This is a genomic window from Actinoplanes sp. NPDC051388 (assembly GCF_055586225.1).
The window spans coordinates 34,352-56,033 of record NZ_JBVJIP010000035.1; the positions used below are offsets into that span (position 1 = coordinate 34,352).

Here is a 21,682-nt window from a genome sequence, read left to right on the forward strand (position 1 = left end):
GTAGGTGGGTGCGGCGCCGTCCTTATCCGCGTGGGCGAGGACGATCGTGGAGTCCACGTCCAGCAGCAGCACCACCACCCCGGCGCCGATGTCGCGGCCGGCCGCCCGCGCCTGCGGTGGCCCGCCGAACAGCTTCCACAACCGCACGCGGACCTTCGCTCGAGCTTGGCGATGCGCCGTAGCCGCACCGCGTCGATCTCGTCCAGGCCCGCCATACCGTGGTGTCCGAGGCCACCGGCCCGAACACCTCGTCCTGGTGGCGCAGCACGCCGATATCCGCGATCGCCTCACCGCCGTCAGCGATCAGCACGGCGAGATCGACCAGCACCCGGCTCTGGTCATGCACCGGCGACCACCGTTTCCGGGCCAGCGCACCGGACAAGGCGCTGGTCAGCCCGGCCCGGTCAGCCAGCATCCGCACCAATGCCGTGCCGGCATGCGACACCACACCCGTACCGTCCGGGGTGACCCGCAGATCCTTCGACCACGTCGTAGACGGCACCGCGGAAGTGCCTCCCTCGTAGAGAAGCCCTGTCGATGTCGCAATCACAAGTTTCCCTTGCAGGAGAGGCACTTCCGCCTATCTACACGCCGACACACGACGCGCCGTGACGATCACCATGAATCACCCAGGCTAGTCGTGGCCCAGCATGGCGGCGGTCGCTTCCTCGACGATGTCGCGCATGGCACGCTCCGCGGTCGTGGCATCACCGGCCTGGATTGCCTGTGCCACGTCGGCGTGCCAGCGGATCGCTGCCGGTTCCGGGTTGGCGGGCATCAGGTGGTGGTGAGTGCGTCCGGTCAGGACCGCCGCGACAACGCCGCTGAGCGCGCCGAGCATCTCGTTCCCCGAGGCTTCCAGCAGGGTGCGGTGGAAGACGATGTCAGCGGCGAGGTACGCCTCGAGGTCTCCCGCTCGGCCGTGCACCGCCATGTCCATGACCGCACCGGTCAGCAAGCCGCACTGCTCCGGGGTCGCGCGCCGGGCAGCGAGGCCAGCGGCCACCGGCTCCGTACCGCGGCGCAGTTCACTGAGCGAGCGGAGCTGCTCTTCGCGGCCGGCGCCGTCCAGCCGCCACGCGATGATCTGCGGATCGTAGACGTTCCAGCTGGCCACTGGGGCGACCGTGACGCCGACGCGGCGCCGGCTGGCGGCCATGCCCATCGACTCCAGCACCCGGATGGCCTCGCGCACCACGGTCCGGGAGACCCCGAAACGGGCCTCCAGTTGTTCGATCCGCAGGACCTGCCCGGCCGGTAGGTCGCCCGATGTGATCAGGACGCCGAGCTGATCGAGGACGCTGCCGTGCAGGCTGCCGTGTGGGCCGACCCGCTCGTTCTCCGCCATGCCGTCAATCATCACATGATTCATCGGGAGCCTGCCACGCGGGCCTTAAAGATATTATCTTCTAGTTTCTGACCCTTGAAAGATATGCTTAGTGATGGCAGCATGAGATAAACATCACCAGAGAGGTGGAACATGATCGATGAAGAACCGCCCTCCACCACCCCGCTCCTGGCGGTCATGGGCGTGTCGGGCTGCGGCAAGACCACGCTCGGCGCGGCCCTCAGCCAGCGCCTGACGGTGCCATTCGCGGATGCCGACGACTTCCACAGCGCCGCCAACATCGCGAAGATGTCGGCCGGCGTCCCGCTCGAAGACGCCGACCGCCTGCCCTGGCTGCGCGCCGTCGGCAGTTGGCTGGCGGCCCAGGCGAACGCCGGCGGCGTGCTCAGCTGCTCGGCACTCAAACGCTCCTACCGCGATGTCCTGCGCGAGTCCGCGCCGGGGCTCGCCTTCATTCACCTCGGCCCGCAGCCCGCAGTGGTACGCCGGCGGATGGCCAGCCGGCTGGGGCACTTCATGCCCGCCTCGCTCGTCGACTCCCAGTACCTGGCGCTCGAGCCGCTACAGCCGGACGAACGCGGCATCGTGTTCGATCTCGACCTGCCCGTCGACCAACTGGTGACGGCCAGTCTGACCGCCGTAGCGACCCTCGCCGACCACCCGACACGCCCGCCCGCAGCGCACCAGAACTTCCCGACGGCCCAACCCTCCGGAGGATGACATGTCCACCATCCCGCTAGCCGCCGCGGCGGAGACTGCGTCAGCCGCCTGGCTCGTGCCCGCAGCCCTCGCCGGCATCGCGCTGATCGTCATACTCATCACCTACTTCAAGGTCCACCCATTCCTCAGCCTGACCCTCGGCGCACTCCTGGTGGGAATCATCGGCAGGCTGCCCATGGCCGAGACCGTCACCGCCTTCGGCAAAGGATTCGGCGACACCGCAGCCGGCGTGGGAGCGCTTATCGCGCTCGGCGCGATGTTCGGCAAGTTGCTCGCCGACTCAGGCGGCGCCGATCAGATCGTCGACACCCTCCTGGGCCGCTCCAGCGTCCGGTTCCTGCCCTGGACCATGGCCCTGGTCGGTGCGCTCATCGGTCTGCCGATGTTCTTCGAAATCGGCCTGGTCTTGCTGATGCCGGTCATCTTCCTCGTCGCCCGCCGCTCCGGGCTCTCGCTGATCCAGGTCGGCATCCCGGCTCTGGCCGGCCTGTCGGTCATGCACGGCCTGGTGCCGCCACACCCGGGCCCGCTTGTCGCGATCGACGCGCTCAAGGCCGACCTCGGCGTCACTCTCGCGCTGGGTGTCATCGTGGCGCTCCCCACCGTCGTGCTCGCCGGGCCGGTCTTCGCCCGATACGCCGCCCGGTGGGTGAACGTGCCGGCACCGGAGCTCTACGCGACCGCAGCCGACGACAAGCCGGCCCTGAGCAACGCTGGGGCACGTCCCGGCGTGGCCCTCGGCGACGCCGACCTGGCCGCCAGCGATGAGGACCCCGCCGCCGGGCCGCCCCGCCGTCGCCCATCGTTCGGCATGACCCTGGCCACCGTGCTGCTGCCCGTCGTGCTCATGATGAGCAAGGCCCTCGCCGACATCTTCCTCAGCAAAGGAGACCCGACACGCAGTGTGCTGGATAATCTCGGCACCCCGTTGGTGGCCTTGCTCATCACCGTGGTGGTCGCCATGTTCACCCTCGGTCTCGGCTCCGGAATGCAGCGCCGTGCGATCGCCGGCTCGGTAGAGCACTCCCTGCCACCGATCGCCGGGATCCTGCTCATCGTGGCCGCCGGTGGCGGCTTCAAGCAGACGCTTATCAGTACCGGGATCGGCAAACTGATCGCCGACTGGGTGGCCGAAAGCAGCCTGTCCGTGCTCCTGCTGGCCTGGTTGATCGCCGTAGTCATCCGCCTGGCCACCGGCTCAGCCACCGTCGCCACAGTAACTGCGTCCGGCATCCTCGCCCCGCTGGTCACCACCCTCGACACCGGCGAGACATCGTTGCTCGTCCTGGCCATCGGCGCGGGGTCACTATTCTTCTCGCACGTCAACGACGCAGGCTTCTGGCTGGTCAAGGAATACTTCGGACTCACCGTCGGCCAGAACATCAAGACCTGGTCACTGATGGAAACCATCATCTCCGTCTGCGGCCTGGCCTTCGTACTCCTCCTCAGCCTGCTCATCTGAACGACCACGCCGGCGGCGGGCGAGGCCCACGGGCAGGCTACGACCGGCCCGGCGCCACCAAGTGCCGGGCCGGCCCGAATCAATCAGTACTCCACTACCTGCACACGAATGCTTGTTCACGCCGTTGATCCAGCCGTCGGGACCCTGCGCCGCAGCGCAGAGCGTCTGGTACGGCACACCGCGCTGGTGGTTCCGTCTCGGAATCGTCAGTTCGAGGCCACTCCTGCCGATAACCGATGTGTGGGTAGTACAGGCTCGGGGAAGGTAGATCATGCTGGAGAATTCGGGACCGATACGTCGGTTGCGCGCCTCGGGTTGGCAGCATGCCACAGCCGCCTTGTACGCCTCATGGGTCGCCGCCTTGGCGGTGCTGATGATGACAGGCAGCACGGACGAGCCGCTCAACGCGGTGGTCTCGACAGCGTTTGTGGGGTACGGCGTGCTCAGCGTGATCTTCGCTGTGCTCGCCTGGCGCAACCGCGACCTGGATCTGGCCACCCGTCGAGCCTGGGGCGTGGTGGCCGTGGGCTTCCTGATGCAACAGATCTCCTCGGTACTTCGGGCTTTTGTCCCGGTGGGGACTGGATTCCCATCGGCGGCTGACTGGTTCCGCCTCGGTTTTGTGCCGGTGGTGCTGACGGGCATGCTGATGCTTCCGATGCGCGCGCAACATCGGCGGGCGCGTTACCTCGCCCAGCTTGATGTCGCCGTCGTGACGATCGCCAGCGCCATGTTGCTGTGGAAACTACAGATCGGACCGAGCGTGGCTGCCGCCGGACAGATCCCGGGCGACGCGCTGGCCGCCGCGATCGCCTACCCCGCCCTGGATCTGGTCCTCATCTCCGGCGCGCTCATAGTGCTCTTCCGCGGCGCTGCCGAGTCCGCGCGTCGCCCGGCGGCACTGTTGAGCGCCGCCATGGTGTGCCTGGTTGTCGGCGACACGCTGCTGGGCTACCAACAGAGCCGCGCGATCACGACCGTGTCGACGGCATGGCAGTACGCAGGCTGGCTGACCGGCGTCTTCCTGCTCGCCGCGGCGGCCTTCGAGCAGTGCCGGCAGGCCCGCCACCACACCCTTCGTACCGAGTCCTCGCAGCTCCGGACGGCCAGCGTGCTGCCGTATCTGGCGATCGGCCTGGGCTACCTGCTGCTGCTGCTAGCCGTGTCCGACTCGGGCTTGCTCATCATCGGCCTGACGATCGGCGCGATCGCGATCACCGCGGTAGTCGTGACCAGGCAGGTCGTGGTTCTGCGGGAGATTCACGAACTGGCGGTCACCGACACGCTCACCGGCCTGTCCAACCGTCGTCACCTCTATGATCGGTTGAGCTTTGCGCTGGTCAACAGCACCCGTAACGGGCAGGCCGTGGCTGTCCTGCTCCTGGACCTCAACGGATTCAAGCAGGTCAACGACACTCTCGGACACGAGGCGGGCGACCAGATGCTGGTGGCCCTCGGCAGTGTTCTGCGACACAACGTTCTCGGCTCGGACACAGTGGGACGCCTGGGCGGCGACGAGTTCGGCGTCGTCCTGAACAACATCGTGAAGTCGGAGAACGCGCAGGTAGTGGTCAACCGGATCATCCATGATCTGAACTCCCCGGTGCTGATCAAAGACGCGCCGATCCAGATACGGACGAGCATTGGGATCGCGGTGGCCGGGCCTGGCCAGGTCACCTCTGACGAGCTGCTGCACCGCGCCGACCTGGCGATGTACCGGGCCAAGGCACAAGGGAGGGGAACCATGAAGACGACCTACGCGTACCACGAGGCGCCACCGAACCGAAGCGCGGAAGCCGGTACGGAATTTCAGCCGACACCCGCGGCAGGCTGACGCGCCGCGCACGTCGAAATGGAGATCCCGCGCTGCGCGAGCTGCGGGCGACCCGGGACCCTTTGCCGACCAGGCCGTGCTGTGGCGGGAGAGGATTCGCATCGACGGCGAGCTGAGCCGTACGGTGGGGCGATTCCCTGCGTACGATCGCCGGGCGCGGTGGCGCCGCGGCAACCTGGCCGTCGCGGTGCGTTGACCCCGCGCTACGCGAGGCGCTGCACGGCGCCGTGGACCGCCTGTTCGCCGAGCAGTCCGAGCGGACGCACGTCACCAGCCTGGACACGTCCGCCGGCCGCCTTCGGTTGACCGTCGCAGCGGATGGTGCCGATGCGGGTGTTGACGCCGGCTGCCGCGAGAAGACGAACACGGCCCAGGTGATCGCGTAGTACACCATCTGCAACACTGTGCCCCGCACGGGTAGGAGGCGAGTTCAGAACGTGTTCGGTCAGCGCTCTCGACTTTCATAGCGGGCAGAGTCGTGCCGAATGAGCACACGAACCCTCAATCCGTGATCGAAGATTCTGAACCCGCGTCCGCGGCTTCCGGCCGGAGGATGGCGCGGTCATCAAACGCGTCCACGACCAGCCGCTGGAGACTGAGCGGCAACTCGTTTCGCGCGTCGTGCACGTCATCGGCGTCGATCAGCGTGGTCGCCTTGCGCGGCGCCCGGCGTCGTTGGTGGATGGGGCGGAGTGCCATGTCGTCCTGCGGTTCAGGACATCCGCAGGACGGGCTTGAGGACAGTCCCGGAGAATGACGCCTCCAAGGCGGCTTCGACGTCCTCGTAGCTGAAGTACTCGATCAGGCGGTCGAAGGGGAAGCGGCCCTGCAGATGCAGGTCGAGCAGCGTTCCGATCAGCCGACGGCTGGTGCCGCCACCGCCAAGGATGCCTTGGATGCGCTTGCCCCACAGCGTTGTCAGGTGATCCACCGTGAGCTCGGCTCCCGCCGGCGCGCCGCCGACGAGCGCACAGACGCCGAGCATGCCGACGGAGTCGACGGCCTGTCGGCAGACACTAATGACGCCCGTGCACTCGATCGCGAAGTCCGCGAGGCCACCGCAGATGTCCGTGACAGCTGCCACCGGCTCGTCGGTCGTGACGTCGATCGTGTGTGTGGCGCCGAACGACGACGCGAGATCGAGACGGCTGGCGTGGCGATCCACGGCGATGATCGTCGTTGCCGCCGTGGACCTGCCGGCCATGACGGCCGCCAAGCCGACCGAACCCGCGCCGTACACGACGAGGCTGGATCCGGGGCCTGGTCGCAGGGTCTGCAGCACCGCACCGGCTCCCGTCGACAGCCCGCAGGCGAGGGGTCCGAGGCTCTCGACAGCCAGGTTGCGCGGGGCGACGACCAGGGAGCTGTGGTGGGCGAGGGCGTGGGTCGCGAACGAGGACTGGCCAAAGAAGTGGCTGTGCACCGGGGTACCGTCGAGCCGGCGAAGCGCGCTGGTCCCCGCCTTCGGGCCGAGCAGCCGGCTCCCGCCGACGAGCGCCTCACCCAGCCGGTCGCAGTAGCGCGGTTCTCCGGTGCGGCACTGCCCGCACGTCCCGCACGACGGCCAGCCGATGATGACGTGGTCGCCGACCGCCACGTCGTCGACGCCGTCACCCAGCGCCTCGACGACGCCGGCACCCTCGTGCCCGAGGACGCCGGGGAAGGGAAAGGGCAGGTCGCCGTGGCGGGTGATGCCGTCGGTGTGGCAGACGCCCGTGCCGGCAATCTTCACCAGCACCTCTCCCGGGCCTGGTTCGTCGAGTTCGAGGTCGACGACGGTGAACGGTCCGTCGGTCTTCTCGATGAGTGCTGCCCTGATCCTCATGTGGTGGCTCCCTGTCGTGCCAATGGACTTCGCGGGTGGTGTGCGGGCTGGCGGGTGGTCAGGGTCGGTCGGCAAGGGTTCGTCAGAAGGGGTACTGCGCGATGTCGGGGCGGACGGTGAGCCACTGGGTGTCGGTGAAGGCTTCGATGTTGGCTTCGGCACCGCCGAAGCGGGATCCGGTGCCGGACGCCCGGACGCCACCGAAGGGGATGTTCGCCTCGTCGCCCACGGTCTGCTCGTTGATGTGGACAATGCCGGAGGGGACGGCGTCGGCGACGGTCATCGCGACACCGACGTCCCCGAGAATGCCGAGGGACAGGCCGTACTCACAGTCGGCGGCGAGCTTGACCGCCTCGTCAACCGTGGAGAACGGGATGACCGGTGCGACCGGTCCGAACACTTCCTCGGCGTACGCCGGCATGTCCGGGGTGACGGCGGCGAGCACGGTCGGCCGGTAGAACAGGCCTTCGTAGGTGCCCCCGGCGGCCAGGGTGGCGCCGGCTGAGACCGTGCGCCGGACGAGGTCGTCGATGCGGTCGCGCTGCCCAGCGTCGATGACGGGGCCGAGGGCGACCTCTTCCTTGGCGGGGTTGCCGACCGGCAGGCGGGTGGCCTTGGCCGCGAGGGCCCCGACGAAGTCGTCGTGGAGCGACTCGTGGACGATGTGCCGGCCGGTCGTCATGCAGATTTGGCCCTGATGCATGAATGACCCGAACGCCGCGGCGCTGACCACCTTGGCGAGGTCGGCGCCGGGTAGTACGACGAGGGCGTTGTTGCCGCCGAGCTCGAGGTGCGCCCGTTTGAGCTGCGCGGACGCGGCCTGCCCGACGATGCGCCCGGCTGTGGTGGACCCGGTGAACGAGATCACCGACACCCGCGGGTCGGTGACGAGCGCTTCGCCGATGTCGGGGCCGCCGACGAGCAGCTGCAACAGCCCGTCGGGCAGGCCCGCCTCCTGAAAGACGCGCACGAGGGCGACGCCGCCGCATATGGCCGTGCGCGGGTCGGGCTTGAGCAGGACCGCGTTGCCGAGCGCCAGGGCCGGGGCGACGGAGCGGACCGAGAGGATCAGCGGGAAGTTGAACGGCGCGATCACCGACACGACTCCCATCGGACGGCGACGGGCGAAGGACCAGCGGGACTCGGCCGAGGGCAACACCGAGCCCATCGGGTGGGTCGGCAGAGCGGCTGCCTCGTAGCACTCGTCGGCGGCGATGCGGGTCTCCAGGCCGGCCTTGCGCGGAATGGACCCTGCCTCGCGGACGATCCAACGACCGATCTCGTCCGCGTTCTCCTCCCACAACCGCCCGGCGTGGCGCAGTACCGCCGCCCGATCGCCCGGTGGCGTGGCGGCCCACTCCGGCTGGGCGGCGGCCGCAAGCTCGGCGGCCGCGCGGACGTCGTCCGCCGAGGCCACACCGATCGTGCCGAGTGTCTCGCCGGTGGCCGGCTCGACGACGGCCTGCTCGCCACCGCCACCCGCGCGCCAACCGGACACGAAGATCTTGTCTGCCCAAACGTCCGGGGACAAGAGGGGCATAGGAACCTCCAGGAGATGGGCCGCGTCGATGGCGGCGAGTCCGGGTTCGGGTGCTGGGGTGCGTTTCGGGGCGCGGCGACGGGTGCGGCCGGCGGCCTCGCTAACGTATTCGGGTACTACGGGCCGGTGCCGGCCGCGCGCGGACCTCACCGCGTGGCGCCGGCGCCACGCGGTGAGGGAGAGGTCAGATGAGGGTCAGGGCGTCCCTGACAGCGCCCGTTCCCGGTACTGGCGCGGTGGGAGCCCGTACCGGTCCTTGAACGCGCGGGTGAAGTGGGTGGCGTGCTTGAAGCCGAGACTGAGGGCCAGGCCCTCGACGGTGCTGGGGTGGAGCCGCGGCAACCCGAGGGCCGAACATGCCCGGGACAGCCGTTCCTCCATGATCACCTTCGCCGGTGATGAGCCCACGGCCCGGAACAGGGCGTAGAGGTACCGCTCGGACACGCCGATCTCGCTCGCCACGCGGGCCGGGGTGAGATCGGCGTCGGCGATGCGCCGCCTGATGCACTCGTGGGCGCGCTGCAGGTGCAGGGAGCGACAGGCCGTCTCGTCCTTGAGCCCGCCGCTGCGCGCCAGTGCCGCCGCCAACACGTCGATCGCGTTGCCTAGCAAGGGCTGCGTCACCCGCGGGTCGACGTCGAGAACCCGCCGGGCCAGCGCCTGGAGCAGCCCGGAGGCCAGTGCCCCCACGCCGCTGTCGCCGCTGATCGTCACCGCTGTGGCGTAGTCGGCGCGGGGCACGCGCCGGGTGAGCTGATCGCGGGGGACGCGGACCACGATTTGCCGGGAGCCCGCACGGAACACGACGCGGTACGGCTGGGCGCTGTCGTACAGCACGAACTGCCCGGGCCGGACGAGCTCCGCGACGCGGTCCTCCTGCGTGTAGACGATGTCGCCGGAGAGCAGCAGGCTCACGAACAGGCTGTCGCCCCCGGTCCGGCGGATCAATGCGGGGCTGCGGATCACCTCGTGGCTGCTGGCGGCAACGGTGCACAGCCGGACGTCCCCGATCTCGCCACCGACGAGCTGGCCGGTGAACCGGGCGTCGTTGTCGTTGTCGCGAGGACGCAGCTCCAAGTCGACGAAGGTCTCGCTGATCGCCTCGCGCCAGAAGTCATACCGGCGAGCCGCGCTCACCTCGTCGGTGGACTGGACGATCATCGCAGGTCACCTCCTCGTGACGAAGTACCGAGTGTGACACCGATCGCGTCGGCAGCACCAGAGTGTTGTCCCGGACGCAGGGCCCCTGTCCAGGGGTGACGGCGGAGTGTGCGGTGACGTGCAGGAAGTCGTGCGGTCCGAAGCAAGTCAGCCCGGTGCGGCCTGGCTAACGTCCCGCTCCACCATCCCGGTTTCGCCTGGCCCTTGCAGTCGCACCGGCCGACGTTGGCCTCCCGGACCAGTCATCAACGGCGACCTGCAGTCGGGTTGCGAACGGAGCGTGTCGATGAGCCAGCAGGAGCTCCAGGCCCTCGTCGAGATGATTCGCAGCGGGCCGCTGTCGTTCGAGGCGGAGCCGGCGACCCTTCGCGAGATCTTCCAGGGCATGCTGTCGGGCCTTCCGATCGACGATGACGTTGCGTTCGGTGATGTCACGATCGGTGGCATCCGGGCGGTGCAGTCGGCCACGCCGTCCGCCGACCCGAAGCGCGTCGTCCTGTACCTGCACGGAGGAGGGTACGTGGCGGGGACGCCGACGGCGTACCGGACGCTCTGGAGCAAGCTGGCAGCCGCCGCCGGCGCACGCGGCGTCGCGCCGTTCTACCGGCTCGCGCCCGAGCACCCCTTCCCGGCCGCCGTCGACGACGCCGTGGCCGCCTACCGCGGTCTGCTCGACCAGGGCGTGCCCCCGGAGGCGATCTCCGTCGCCGGCGACAGCGCCGGGGGCGGACTCGCCCTGGCGGCCCTGGTCGCCGCCCGAGACGCCGGCCTGCCGCTACCCGCGAGCGCCGTTCTGATCTCGCCTTGGGTGGACCTCACCGGTGCGGGAGCATCCATGGCCACCAGGGCCGCGGCCGATCCATCGCTCACCCCGGCCGGGCTCCGGTTGCGGGCCGCGGACTACCTGGCCGGGCAGGATCCCTCACACCCGCTGGCCAGCCCACTTCTGGCGGACCTGTCCGGGCTGCCGCCACTGCTCATCCAGGTGGGCACGGCGGAGATCCTGCTGGACGACGCCACCCGCCTGGCCGCCCGGGCGGCGTCCGGCGACGTGCGGACCACTCTCCAGGTCTGGCCGCGCCTGGTCCATGTCTTTCCCTTGTTCGGCTTCACCCTCAGCGAGGGACGCGACGTCGTCACCCAGTGCGGCGACTTCATGGCCGGCCACTTCGGCGGCTGACGTCCCGCCGATCCCGATCCCGAGGCGCCGCAGCCCCACCAGCACACTGAAGGAGCACCTCGCATGGCCACCGAGACCACCCCGCCGCAGTACGACTTGGTGATCGTGGGAGCCGGATTCGCCGGCCTCTACATGCTGCACCGCGCCCGCAGCATCGGCCTGTCCGCCGTTCTGTACGAGGCCGGCGACGGCGTCGGCGGCACCTGGTTCTGGAACCGCTATCCCGGTGCCCGCTGCGACTTCGAGAGCCTCGACTACTCCTACTCATTCGACGAGAAGCTGCAGCAGGACTGGGACTGGCCTGAACGGTACTCCGGGCAGCCGGAGATCCGCCGCTACCTCGATCACGTGGCGGACCGCTACGGACTGCGCCAGCACATCGTCCTCTCCACCCGCGTCGCGGGCGCGCGCTTCGACGAGGCGGCCGACATCTGGGTCGTGCGGGGTGAGAACGGACCGCTGGCCCGCGCCCGCTACGTCGTCATGGCCACCGGCTCACTGTCGAAGCCGCGGTTCCCCGACATTCCGGGCATCGAGACCTTTGCCGGACGCCGGTTCCATACGGGTGCCTGGCCGGCCGGGCAGGTCCGCTTCACCGGCCGACGGGTCGCCGTGGTCGGGACCGGCTCCTCGGGCGTGCAGGTTTCCGTCGAGATCGCCAAGGAGGCATCCCACCTCTTCGTCATGCAGCGTACGCCGAGCTTCATCGTTCCCGCCCGGCACGAACCGCTCGACCCGCGCACCCTCGCCGAAGAGAAGGCTCGCTACCCGAGACGCCGTGCGCTCGGCCGGCAGGCGCCACTCGGCATCGACTTCGCCACGCGCCCGGAACCGACCCTCTCGGTCTCCGAGGAGGAGCGCACCGCGGAATACGACAAGCGCTGGCCGATCGGCGGAGCGGCCATCCTGCTCGCTTTCCCCGACCTCCTCGTCGACGAGGAGGCCAACGCCACGCTCGCCGAGTACCTCAAGGGCAAGGTGCGGGAGACCGTCGACGACCCGCGCACCGCCGAGTTGCTGACCTCGATGGACTACCCCGTCGGCGCCCGCCGGCTGGTCGTGGGCCCCGGCTTCCATGCGATGTTCAACCGTCCGAACGTCGAGCTCGTGGGCGTCAGGGACGCACCGATCGAGGAGGTCGTCGCGGCCGGAATCCGCACCGCCGACGGCCTCTACGAGATGGACGACATCGTCTTCGCCACCGGCTACGACGCCATGACGGGCGCCCTGCTGGCGATGGACATCCGGGGCCGCGGCGGTGAGACCCTCGCCGAACACTGGTCCGCCGGCCCGGTCACCTACCTCGGTCTGCAGTCCGCCGGACTGCCCAACATGTTCTTCGTCAACGGCCCGGGCAGCCCGTCGGTGTTCAGCAACATGGTCCACTCGCTCGAGCAGCACGTGGACTTCATCACCGATCTCCTGCGGGCGCTCCGCGAGCGTGGCGCCCGCACGGTCGAACCGACCCCGCGGGCCGAGGCCGACTGGGTCCAGCACGTCAACGACGTCGCGTCCCAGACGCTGTTCCTCAAGACGGCGTCCTGGTACATGGGCGCCAACGTCCCGGGCAAGCCCCGGGTGTTCATGCCCTACGTCGGTGGCGTCCCCGCCTACCGGGAGACCTGCAACAAGGTCGCCGAGAACGACTACGAGGGCCTCGTCATCACATGACAGACCTGAGCCACCTGAACCACCGACCTCCCGACCGACCCAAATCCAGGAGGATCACTGATGAAGTTCACGCGCTACGCCAGCGCCCTCGCCGCGGCGGCGCTCGCCGTCTCGGCGTCGGTGGCCTGCGGCGGGAGCCGCTCCGGCCGGACGGCCGACGCCGATCTCGGCACCCACGTCGCGGACTCCGCACTCAAGTGCGGCCTGTCCAACGGAAAGAAGGCGACCGGGACCCCGGTCAAGGTCGGCGCCATCTCCACGATGTCCAACGGCGTGGACTTCTCCTCCAGCCCTCTGGCCGCCAAGGCCTACTTCGACTGCGTCAACGACAACGGCGGCATCAATGGCCGGCCGGTGAGCTACGACAGCCAGGACGACGGCCTCGACCCGCAGAAGGGGTCCGCACTGGCGACGCGGTTCGCCAACGACAGCTCGGTCGTGGCCATGGTGGGTGACGCCTCGTTCGTCTCCTGCGGGATCGAGCAGCCGATCTACGCTCCGGCGAACCTGTACTCGATCACCGGCGTGGGTGTGCCGCGCTCGTGCTTCTTCAGCGCCAACCTGGCACCGCTCAACGCGGGGCCGCGGCTGAGCATGGTGTCGCAGGCGCAGTACTTCGTGGAGAAGGAGGGCGTGAAGTCCATCGCCTCGGTAGGCTCCCTGCTGCCCGAGATCGGCGACTGGGTGAACCGCGGCCTGACCGCGTACGCCGCGCGCGCCGGTGTCCACGTCCCGTACACGAGTCTGGCCCCGCTGCCGGTCAAGGACACCAACAGCATCGCTGTCAAGATCGGCGGTGCGAGACCGGACGCCTACATCGCGGCGTTCCCCGGGCCGGACAACGCGTCGCTGCTGAAGTCCGCCCAGCAGCAGGGACTCCAGGACAAGCTGAAGTTCGGCTGCCTCACGTCGTGCTACGACACCACGTTCCCGTCCCAGATCGGGCCAGGGTGGAACGGCAAGTTCTTTACGAATTCCGAGTTCACGCTGCTGGACGCGCAGACACCGGACAACCTCAACTGGCGCGGAGTCATCGCGAAGTACGGCTCGGCCGACCAGCCCCGTGACTCGTTCTCCCAGGCCGGCTACCTCGCGGCACGTGTCCTGGTGGACACGCTCCTCAAGCTCGACCCGGCCAAGATCGACCGCGCCACAGTGGCCGAGGCGGTCGTCGGGATCAAGAACTTTACCAGCGACATGCTGTGCACCCCCTGGTACGTCGGGAAGTCGGGGCACCACAACGCCAACCACCAGCTTCGCAACGTCAGGCTCGACGCCTCGGGCAAGTTCGTCGCCGCCTCGGACTGCTTCGAGACCGCTGACCCGGAGCTGACCGATGTCATCGCCGCCGAGAAGGCCAACCCGGCCCTCGTGGGTCGGTGACGGTGACGGGTGCGGGTGCGCGCCCGCCCGCACCCGTCCCGTCCACGACGCCCGCTGCCGCGCCCCGTGCGTGCACCGTCCTCCGCACAGGCTCCCTGACCTCGCGCCACCGAAGGGTTGAACCGATGCTTTCCTATCTCGTCACCGGCCTCGCCGTAGGTGCGCTGTACGCGCTCTCCGGCGTCGGGCTGGTGCTCCTCTACCGCGCGTCCGGGACGCTCAATCTGGCGTACGGCGGTGTCGGCGCGATCGGGGTCCTGGTCTGCTGGGAGCTGTACACGTTCTACGGCCTGGCGCTCCCGGCAGCCCTCGGCGTCGCCGTCCTCCTCGCGGCGGCCTTGTCCTTGCTGTGGGGCACGCTCGTGGAGCCGCTGCTCATGGGCCGGGACCCCTTGGTCAAGGCCACCGCGACGCTGGGCCTCGCCCTCGGCGTCGTCGGCCTGTGCAACTGGTATTGGAACGACAAGGCCCGTTCGCTGTCGTTGCCGACCGACGCCTACGACCTCGAAATCGGCGGGGTACGCGTCACTGTGACCCAGATCCTGGCACTCGCTCTGGCCGTGATGGCGACCTGGCTGGCGACCTGGTTCCTGCGCTCGTCGGTCACCGGGACACTGATGCGGGCGCTGGCGAACGACCGGCAGCTGTCGAGCATGCTCGGGGTGCGCGTCCGGCGGGTGGAGGCCTTCGCGTGGCTGCTGAGCGGGGTCATCGCCGGCGTGAGCGCGCTGTTCCTCGCCGACCTGACCGTCCTGACCGCAAGCAATCTGACGTTCCTCGTGATCCCCGCGCTCTCGGCCGCCCTCATCGGCCGGCTGGAGTCGCTGTGGCTCACGCTGCTCGGCGGTCTGGTCGTCGGCGTCGTCGAGGCGTCCCTCACGCAGGTGGCGGCCCTGAGCTCCTACCGGTCGGTCGCCCCCTTCGTCATCGCGATCGCGGTCACGCTGTGGCTCGGCCGGCACAAGACCTACGCAATGGCTGGCATGGCATGAGCGGGCCCGCTCGACTCCACGCCGGTGGTGTGCCGCTGAGCCGGCTCGTCGCTCCCCTCGCGGTGACGGTCGCCGTCGCCGTGCTGGCGCCTCTCGTGCTCGACGGCTACTGGATCAAGATTGCCACGATGTCCGCGGTGTATGCCGCGGTGGCGGCGGGATCCGGCGTCCTCTACGGGCGGCTCGGGTTCGTGTCGCTAAACCAGGTAGCCCTCGTCGGAGTGGGCGGCTGGACGTTTCTCCGCCTCGCGCACGAGATCGCGTTACCGAACCCCGCGGCGCTGCTCCTCGCCGGCGCGGTGACGAGCGCGGTGGGGACGGTGATCGGCCTGCCGTCGCTGCGGCTGAGCGGCCTGACGCTCGCCCTCGTCACCCTCATGGCGGCCGGCGCCTTCGAGATCGTCTTCTACAGCGCGGGTTTCCCGGACGGCGGCGGCGGTCTCAGCGGCCGTGCCACGGGGGCAGAGGTGCCCGCGTCCGTGCCCCGGCCGTCTTTCGCTGAGTCGGACGCAGGCATGTTCCGGTACACCGTCGTCGTCGTCGCCCTCCTCTACCTTCTGCTGTGGGCAGTGCTGCACACCCGTGCCGGGCGGGCGTGGGCGGCGATCCGCCAGTCCGAGGCGGGCGCTTACGCCACGGGATTGGCGGTGACCCGCCAGCGGCTCGTCGCTCTCGTGCTGACCTCCTTCGTCACCGGCGTAGCCGGTGGGCTGCTGGCCGGCGGCACCGGCCGGCTGGACCCCATCAGCTTCCCCGCGCAGCAGAGCGTCGTGCTTTTCGCGGTGGTGCTCATCGGGGGAGCGTTCTCCCTCCTGGGCGGCGTCCTCGCGGGTCTGCTCTACGTGGCGCTCCCGGCGATCCTCACCAGGCTCGGCGTCGACTCCGACCTCGTGCTCGTCGTCTTCGGCCTCGGGCTCGCGCACGCCCTGGTCACCGCCCCGCAGGGGATCGCCGGTCAGCTCCAGGGAGCGGCTTCCCGTCTCCGGACGCGTGTCCGGGCGACCCCACCGCAGGACGGGCCCCGGGCGGCGCCAGCCGCACCCGTCCCATCCAGCCCGGCCCGAGAGGCGGCACCCCGTGCTTGAGGTCCAGGAGCTCACGGTCCGGTTCGGCGGTGTGACACCGCTTGACGCCGTGTCCGTCACGTTCGCCGACGGCGTCAATGGTCTCGTGGGTCCCAACGGCGCGGGCAAGACCACGTTGCTCAACGCCGCCAGCGGCTTCTGCCGGATTTCCGCCGGGCGCCTCCTGGTCGACGGGTCGTCCCTGTCCGGCGTGGCGCCGCACCACCGTGCGCGCATGGGCGTTCGACGCACTTTTCAGCAGGAGCAAGTCGTCCGCGAACTCACCGCCTTCGACAACATCCTGCTCGCAGCGGAGAGCCTCGGGCAGCGTCGCGACGACGTCGACCGCGTGATCGACCTGGTGGGCCTGCCCGCCCCCGGGCGCGCGGCCCGGGAGCTCAGCATGCTCGAGCGGCGGCTCGTCGAACTCGCCAAGACGATGCTCGGCGCGCCGAAGGCGGTACTGCTCGACGAGCCCGGCGCTGGCCTCGCCGACGCCGACTCGGCACGCCTCGTCCCCCTCATCCGTGAGCTGGGGCGGCGTGCCGGCACAGCGGTCGTCCTCGTCGACCACGACATGGAGCTCGTCTCGGCCGTGTGCGACCGGGTCGCCGTCCTGGACTTCGGGCGTCTGATCGCCGACGGGCCGACCGCCGACGTCCTTGCGGACGCCGTGGTCCGCAAGGCATACCTCGGAACGGAGGAGATCGCATGAACGCGCGGTCCGGCCCGCCGCCGGAACCTGAGAGCAGCGGCCTCCACGTGACGGGGCTGACCGTAGCCCGCGGCGACCGCGACGTGGTGCGAGACGTCGCGGTGCACGTTCCACCGGGGCAGGTCACGGCGATGCTCGGACCGAACGGCGCGGGCAAGTCCAGCTTCGTCCTCGCGCTGACCGGCGTGCTCGCCGCCCGCGAGGGCAGGATCCGCCTCGACGGTGTCGAGTTGCGCGGGCGACGTCCCGAAGCCGTCCGCGCGGTGGGGCTCGCCGCGGCACCGGAAGGGCACCGGATCCTCGGTGACCTCACCGTGTCGGACAACCTGCGCGTGGCCGGATCGCGTCTGCGCAGGAGCGAGTACGCGACAGGGCTGGACCGGGTCCTCACCCTGTTCCCCGAGCTCACCGAACTGCTGGACCGCCGAGCGGGCAAGCTGTCCGGCGGGCAGCAGCAGATGGTGGCGCTGGGCCAGGCGTTGATCGACAGCCCGCGGTATCTGCTCATCGACGAGCTGTCGCTCGGCCTGGCGCCCGTCGTCGTCCGACGGCTCGCGCCCACTCTCACCGAGATCGCCGGGCAGGGCGTCGGGGTCCTCCTCATCGAGCAGTTCACGAGCCTCGCGCTGTCGCTCGCCACCACCGCCACCGTGATGGTCCGCGGCCGGATCAAGCTGACCGGGGCCGCGGCGGCGCTGCGAGACAACCCGCAGCGCATCCACGAGGCCTATCACCTCGTGGACGAGGCGGCACGCGCCTGACCGCCGTCACGTGTCGCCGGTCCAGACCGACCACACGAAGCATACGCAATCCACACAGGAAGGCCGTTCCATGGGAACTCTCGAGGGTCGCGGCGCAGTGGTCACCGGCGCGGGTGGGGGCATCGGACGAGCCACCAGCGTCGAGCTCGCCCGCGCGGGGGCGTCTCTGACGATCGTCGACCGGGACGCCGCCGCGCTCGACGTGACAGCGAAGGAGGTCAGGGCCACCGGCGGCCGGGTGCAGAGCCACGTCGCCGACGTCACGGTCACCGCCGACGTGGCGGGCTACGTCGAGGCGGCGCTCGCGCGCTTCGGTCGCATCGACGCGTTCTTCAACAACGCCGGGATCGAGGGGCCTGTCGCACCGCTCGCCGAGTATCCGGAGGACGGGTTTGACAGGGTGGTCGCCGTCAACTTCAAGGGCACCTTCCTCGGACTGCGCCACGTCCTGCCTGTCATGATAGGCCAAGGGGGCGGCGCCATCGTGAACACCGCCTCGATGGCGGCCGAACTCGGCCTGCCCGGCACGGGCGTCTACAACGCCACCAAGGCCGCCGTGGTCGGCCTGACGCGAACCGCGGCCACCGAGGTGGCACGTACCGGTATCCGTGTGAACGCCGTGCTGCCCGGCATCGTCGAGACCCGGATGACACGGTCCCTGTCCGCGGGCTTCAACCCTGACGACCCTGCCGCCGCCTGGGATTCCATGGCAGGTTCCACTCCGATGGGCCGGTTCGGCCAAGTCGGGGAGATCGCCACCGTCGTGCGTTTCCTGCTCTCCGACGAGGCCACGTTCGTCACCGGGGCCTCATGGATCGTCGACGGTGGCACCGTCAGCTGCAAGGTCGTCGCGGACAACGTCTGACAGACGGCAACCACACACGCCGCCGTCGGCGGCGGGAAAAGGAGACGTTCGTGGACGGATCACACCAGCAGGTCGCCCTGGTGACGGGCGGAGGCACGGGCTTCGGCGCGGCCACGGCAGAGCTCCTCTCCGAGCGAGGATGGAAGGTCGCCGTGTGCGGCCGACGAGAGGCACCCCTGGAGGCGGTCGCCGCCCGCACCGGAGCGCTCGCGTTCCCGGCCGACATCGCCGACCCTGACGCGTGCGCGTCCGTCGTCGCGCAGACCGTGTTCGAACTCGGCGGCCTCGACGGGCTGGTCCTGAACGCCGGCATTCAACGGCCGGGCACGCTGGAGACCACCAGCAAGCAGGACTGGGACGACATCCTGGCGACCAACGTGTCCGGGCCGTTCCATCTCGCGAAGGCCGCCCTGCCGCACCTGGTGGAGCACGGCGGGTCCGTGGTAGCCGTGTCATCCGTGGCGGCGCTGCGCACCGCCATCGGCATGATCGCTTACGGTGCCTCGAAGGCGGCTCTCACGGCCCTCACCCACGCCATCGCGGTGGAGTATGGGCCGTCCGGTGTGCGGGCCAACGTCGTCTGCCCGGGCTGGGGACGCACGGAGATGGCCGACGCGGAGATCGCTGCGGTCGGCGAGTCGCGGGGCATCGGCCTCGAGGAGGCCTACGGGCTGGTCACCTCGCTGGTGCCGCTGCGCCGGGCCGGGTGGCCCCACGAGATGGCGCACGCGATCGTCTGGCTCCTGTCACGGGAATCCTCCTACGTCAATGGCGCGACGCTGACGGTCGACGGCGGACACACCGTCCTGGATCCCGGCACGGTTCCATTCGACCCACGGGTCACCATCAGCGAGTGAGGGCGCGGGGACCAGCCACCGTGCCGGACTCAGGCCAGGAGATCAATCGTGGGAGACGAACAAACTCGGCGACGTCACGCGGCTCCTGACTTCGGTCGGGTTCGACATCGGAGCCGACGTCCGCCAGATCCGGCGCGCCGAACGTGCGCTGCAGCAACGGATCCCGGCGCCAAGCCGGCGGCGGTTCCACACCGTCGCCCTGGGCGGCGCGCAGGCCGTCGAGGCGGGGGAACCCGGACGGTCGGCATACGTGCTGCTTTACATGCACGGCGGAGCCCACGTGTCCGGGTCCGCCCGCGGCCACCGGCGGCTGTGGTCGACGCTGGCCGTGATGTCGGCCGCCCGAGGCGTGGGCGTGAACCTGCGGCGCGCTCCCGAGCATCCTTTCCCGGCTGCGCTGTCGGACGCGATCGACGGCTACCGCGCGATGCTGGCGAGCGGCGTCCCGGCGGAGCGGATCGTGCTGGCGGGCGATTCCTCGGGTGCCGGCGTGGCACTTGCCGCCCTGGTAGCGGCTCGCGACAGCGACCTGCCCCTTCCGCGCGCCGCGGTTCTGCTCTCGCCCTGGGTTGATCTGGCGCTGACCGGTGACGCGCCCGGACTTACGCGCGACCCGTCGCTGACCGTCAGCGGTCTGCAGAGGCGCGCGGAGGAGTACGTCTCGGGCCTCGACCCGACCACCCCACTGGCGAGCCCCATGTACGCCGACCTAACCGACCTGCCGCCCATGCTCATCCAGGTGGGCTCCGCGGACCTGCTCCTCAACGACGCCTTGCGGTTGGCTGACGCGGCTGCCGGGATGGGAGTGCAGGCACGACTGGAAGTTTGGCCGCGCATGATCCATGGCTTCCACCGCTACGACTTCCTCCTGGACGAGGGATTGGCCGCACTGGGCTCGGCCGCCGACTTCGTGCGCGGATCCTGAGCTTGTTATTTAACCTGGGCGTCTTTGTGTTCTTCGATGCTGACTGCCCGTCCGGTGGTTTGCCGACGTCGTGGCGGGTGGCGGGTCGACGGTTTCGATCCGGGTGGGCGTCCGGGACCGGGCGTGGTCGGTTTCGGTGCACCGGCCGGCCGGGCGGTCTTCGCGCGCAGGTTCCGAAACCCTCGCCGCACCCGCGCCGGAGTGAGCCGGCCCGCGGGCGCGGGACGTTCCCACGGCCGGCGCAGGTCCTGGGCGAGGTGGCGGGCGAGACGCAACTGCGTGTAGGCGGCGATCACGATCCACGTCCACCGGTCCGCGGCGTGCGGGTCAGTTAGCTTCGGAGCGGTCCAGCCGAGGGTCTGTTTGAAGAATCGGAACGTGTGTTCGAGGTCGAACCGGCGTAAGAACGTCTGTCACAATCGGTCGACATGCGATGGTGTCGCGCCGACGCTGGAGGACCATAGCCACAACGGTTTCGGATCGCCGTCACCTGGCAGATAGTCCACGACGAGGCGGATCAGGGTCCCGTGCAGCACCGGCAGATCACCGTCGTACTCCAGCCACGCCGCGCGGCGGGTCAACCGCGGATGCAACGGATCCCACGCCGTCGCTGACGCACTGCCGTAACGGCTGGTATCGGTGAGGGTGGCCACGTCCGGCTCCGGCCACGTGTCGGGGTCAGCGAAGCAGAAGTCACCGCCGTGCTTGGCCGGCCGGCCGATCGCCCCAGCCGCACGCGGCGGGGCGGGCAGCCGGAACACCCGGTCCGATCGCAGCCGGCCAAGCACCTCCACCGGCAGGTCCGCAAGCAGGGACGCCAGCCGAGCCAAGTCGTAACCGGCGTCGAACACGACCAACACATCCGGATCACCCGGCTGCCACTGCCCGGCCGTGATCAGCCGCTGCACCTACGCGCGGACCTGCACGCCGGTCACCTGCGCGACGTCATCGTCCGGACCCAGCCGCACCGCGTCCAACACCCGAGTCCACGACGTGCGGCCCGGTTCCAACGCCGCCACGAACGAGTGCGGCCACCCCGGGATGACCGGATCCTTGCTGCGGCTACGGCCGTACACGTGACAGAACAACCGATCCGGGCTGGTGACCGCGTCCAGACGCAGCCACGCGCTGACATCAACCGCCAACATTAATCGGCCGTCAACAGCACGTGGAAGCGTCAGCCCGACGACCGCGGTCCGCAACCGCTGCACATCGATACGGCCCTCGTTCATCGCGTCGTGCCGTGGCCACGCCGGCGTTCCGGCGCCAAACTCAACCCCACCAACGATTTCACCGGCCCGTCGGTACACAACAGGGCATCGGTCAGCTCGAACAAGGCGTCCGCGCGAGCGGTCACACACCGATGCAACTCACGCCGG

General features: G+C 69.7%; 20 protein-coding genes and 1 pseudogene. 14 read left to right on the plus strand and 7 right to left on the minus strand.

Translation table 11 applies throughout. The annotated features are described in order from the left end of the window. Positions 1-22 precede the first annotated feature (22 nt). Both ACZ6TI_RS47310 and ACZ6TI_RS47315 read right to left on the minus strand, forming a co-directional pair. A complete protein-coding gene (locus tag ACZ6TI_RS47310) occupies positions 23-574 on the minus strand; it encodes a transposase (RefSeq protein WP_465351882.1) in 552 nt (183 codons plus the stop codon). 60 nt (positions 575-634) lie between these two features. Further along, positions 635-1,348: a FadR/GntR family transcriptional regulator gene (locus ACZ6TI_RS47315; RefSeq protein ID WP_465351883.1), complete on the minus strand. Its 714-nt coding sequence runs from the start codon at positions 1,346-1,348 to the stop codon at positions 635-637. Between the two features lie 132 nt (positions 1,349-1,480). Between ACZ6TI_RS47315 and ACZ6TI_RS47320 the strand changes: the two genes are divergently transcribed. From ACZ6TI_RS47320 to ACZ6TI_RS47335, 4 genes are all read left to right on the plus strand, one after another. Next, positions 1,481-2,068 (plus strand): gluconokinase, encoded by a 588-nt coding sequence (locus tag ACZ6TI_RS47320; protein WP_465351884.1) that lies wholly within the window; start codon positions 1,481-1,483, stop codon positions 2,066-2,068. Position 2,069: 1 nt separating this feature from the next. Then, on the plus strand, positions 2,070-3,530 hold the full coding sequence (locus ACZ6TI_RS47325) for a GntP family permease (RefSeq protein ID WP_465351885.1): 1,461 nt from the start codon (positions 2,070-2,072) through the stop codon (positions 3,528-3,530). A 271-nt stretch (positions 3,531-3,801) separates the two neighbouring features. Then, the gene (locus tag ACZ6TI_RS47330; protein ID WP_465351886.1) at positions 3,802-5,364 is read left to right on the plus strand and encodes a diguanylate cyclase domain-containing protein; all 1,563 of its coding nucleotides are present in this window, start codon (positions 3,802-3,804) and stop codon (positions 5,362-5,364) included. Positions 5,365-5,591: 227 nt separating this feature from the next. After that, complete coding sequence (locus ACZ6TI_RS47335; RefSeq protein WP_465351887.1) at positions 5,592-5,750, plus strand: hypothetical protein; 159 nt, start codon at positions 5,592-5,594, stop codon at positions 5,748-5,750. A gap of 115 nt (positions 5,751-5,865) precedes the next feature. Here ACZ6TI_RS47335 and ACZ6TI_RS47340 read toward each other — a convergent pair whose 3' ends face one another. The 4 genes from ACZ6TI_RS47340 to ACZ6TI_RS47355 form a co-directional block, all read right to left on the minus strand. Beyond that, entirely contained in the window at positions 5,866-6,063 is a 198-nt protein-coding gene (locus ACZ6TI_RS47340; protein WP_465351888.1) for a hypothetical protein, read from the minus strand. Positions 6,064-6,076: 13 nt separating this feature from the next. Then, positions 6,077-7,189 carry an NAD(P)-dependent alcohol dehydrogenase gene (locus tag ACZ6TI_RS47345; RefSeq protein WP_465351889.1) on the minus strand — a complete coding sequence of 371 codons (1,113 nt, stop codon included), beginning with the start codon at positions 7,187-7,189 and terminating at the stop codon, positions 6,077-6,079. 82 nt (positions 7,190-7,271) lie between these two features. After that, positions 7,272-8,687: a benzaldehyde dehydrogenase gene (locus ACZ6TI_RS47350; protein WP_465351890.1), complete on the minus strand. Its 1,416-nt coding sequence runs from the start codon at positions 8,685-8,687 to the stop codon at positions 7,272-7,274. Positions 8,688-8,924: 237 nt separating this feature from the next. After that, complete coding sequence (locus tag ACZ6TI_RS47355; protein ID WP_465351891.1) at positions 8,925-9,890, minus strand: AraC-like ligand-binding domain-containing protein; 966 nt, start codon at positions 9,888-9,890, stop codon at positions 8,925-8,927. Positions 9,891-10,176: 286 nt separating this feature from the next. On the opposite strand from ACZ6TI_RS47355, the gene ACZ6TI_RS47360 reads away from it, so the two are divergent. The 10 genes from ACZ6TI_RS47360 (at position 10,177) to ACZ6TI_RS47405 (ending at position 20,303) form a co-directional block, all read left to right on the plus strand. Continuing rightward, a complete protein-coding gene (locus tag ACZ6TI_RS47360) occupies positions 10,177-11,070 on the plus strand; it encodes an alpha/beta hydrolase fold domain-containing protein (protein ID WP_465351892.1) in 894 nt (297 codons plus the stop codon). A gap of 63 nt (positions 11,071-11,133) precedes the next feature. Then, a complete protein-coding gene (locus ACZ6TI_RS47365) occupies positions 11,134-12,741 on the plus strand; it encodes a flavin-containing monooxygenase (RefSeq protein ID WP_465351893.1) in 1,608 nt (535 codons plus the stop codon). Positions 12,742-12,801: 60 nt separating this feature from the next. Continuing rightward, complete coding sequence (locus ACZ6TI_RS47370) at positions 12,802-14,124, plus strand: ABC transporter substrate-binding protein (protein ID WP_465351894.1); 1,323 nt, start codon at positions 12,802-12,804, stop codon at positions 14,122-14,124. Between the two features lie 125 nt (positions 14,125-14,249). Beyond that, positions 14,250-15,116 (plus strand): branched-chain amino acid ABC transporter permease, encoded by an 867-nt coding sequence (locus tag ACZ6TI_RS47375; protein ID WP_465351895.1) that lies wholly within the window; start codon positions 14,250-14,252, stop codon positions 15,114-15,116. Between the two features lie 29 nt (positions 15,117-15,145). Continuing rightward, the gene (locus ACZ6TI_RS47380; protein ID WP_465351896.1) at positions 15,146-16,201 is read left to right on the plus strand and encodes a branched-chain amino acid ABC transporter permease; all 1,056 of its coding nucleotides are present in this window, start codon (positions 15,146-15,148) and stop codon (positions 16,199-16,201) included. Then, complete coding sequence (locus tag ACZ6TI_RS47385; protein ID WP_465351897.1) at positions 16,194-16,895, plus strand: ABC transporter ATP-binding protein; 702 nt, start codon at positions 16,194-16,196, stop codon at positions 16,893-16,895. Before ACZ6TI_RS47380 ends, ACZ6TI_RS47385 begins: the two co-directional genes overlap by 8 nt. After that, positions 16,892-17,656, plus strand: coding sequence for an ABC transporter ATP-binding protein (locus ACZ6TI_RS47390; protein WP_465351898.1), 765 nt, complete (start codon positions 16,892-16,894; stop codon positions 17,654-17,656). The genes ACZ6TI_RS47385 and ACZ6TI_RS47390 overlap by 4 nt, the downstream gene beginning before the upstream one ends. Positions 17,657-17,666: 10 nt before the next feature. Next, a complete protein-coding gene (locus tag ACZ6TI_RS47395; RefSeq protein ID WP_465351899.1) occupies positions 17,667-18,521 on the plus strand; it encodes an SDR family NAD(P)-dependent oxidoreductase in 855 nt (284 codons plus the stop codon). Between the two features lie 50 nt (positions 18,522-18,571). Then, a complete protein-coding gene (locus tag ACZ6TI_RS47400) occupies positions 18,572-19,378 on the plus strand; it encodes an SDR family NAD(P)-dependent oxidoreductase (protein ID WP_465351900.1) in 807 nt (268 codons plus the stop codon). A gap of 250 nt (positions 19,379-19,628) precedes the next feature. Next, positions 19,629-20,303: an alpha/beta hydrolase fold domain-containing protein gene (locus tag ACZ6TI_RS47405; protein WP_465351901.1), complete on the plus strand. Its 675-nt coding sequence runs from the start codon at positions 19,629-19,631 to the stop codon at positions 20,301-20,303. A 413-nt stretch (positions 20,304-20,716) separates the two neighbouring features. Here ACZ6TI_RS47405 and ACZ6TI_RS47410 read toward each other — a convergent pair. Next, positions 20,717-21,535, minus strand: a pseudogene (locus ACZ6TI_RS47410) (transposase). Between the last annotated feature and the right edge of the window lie 147 nt (positions 21,536-21,682).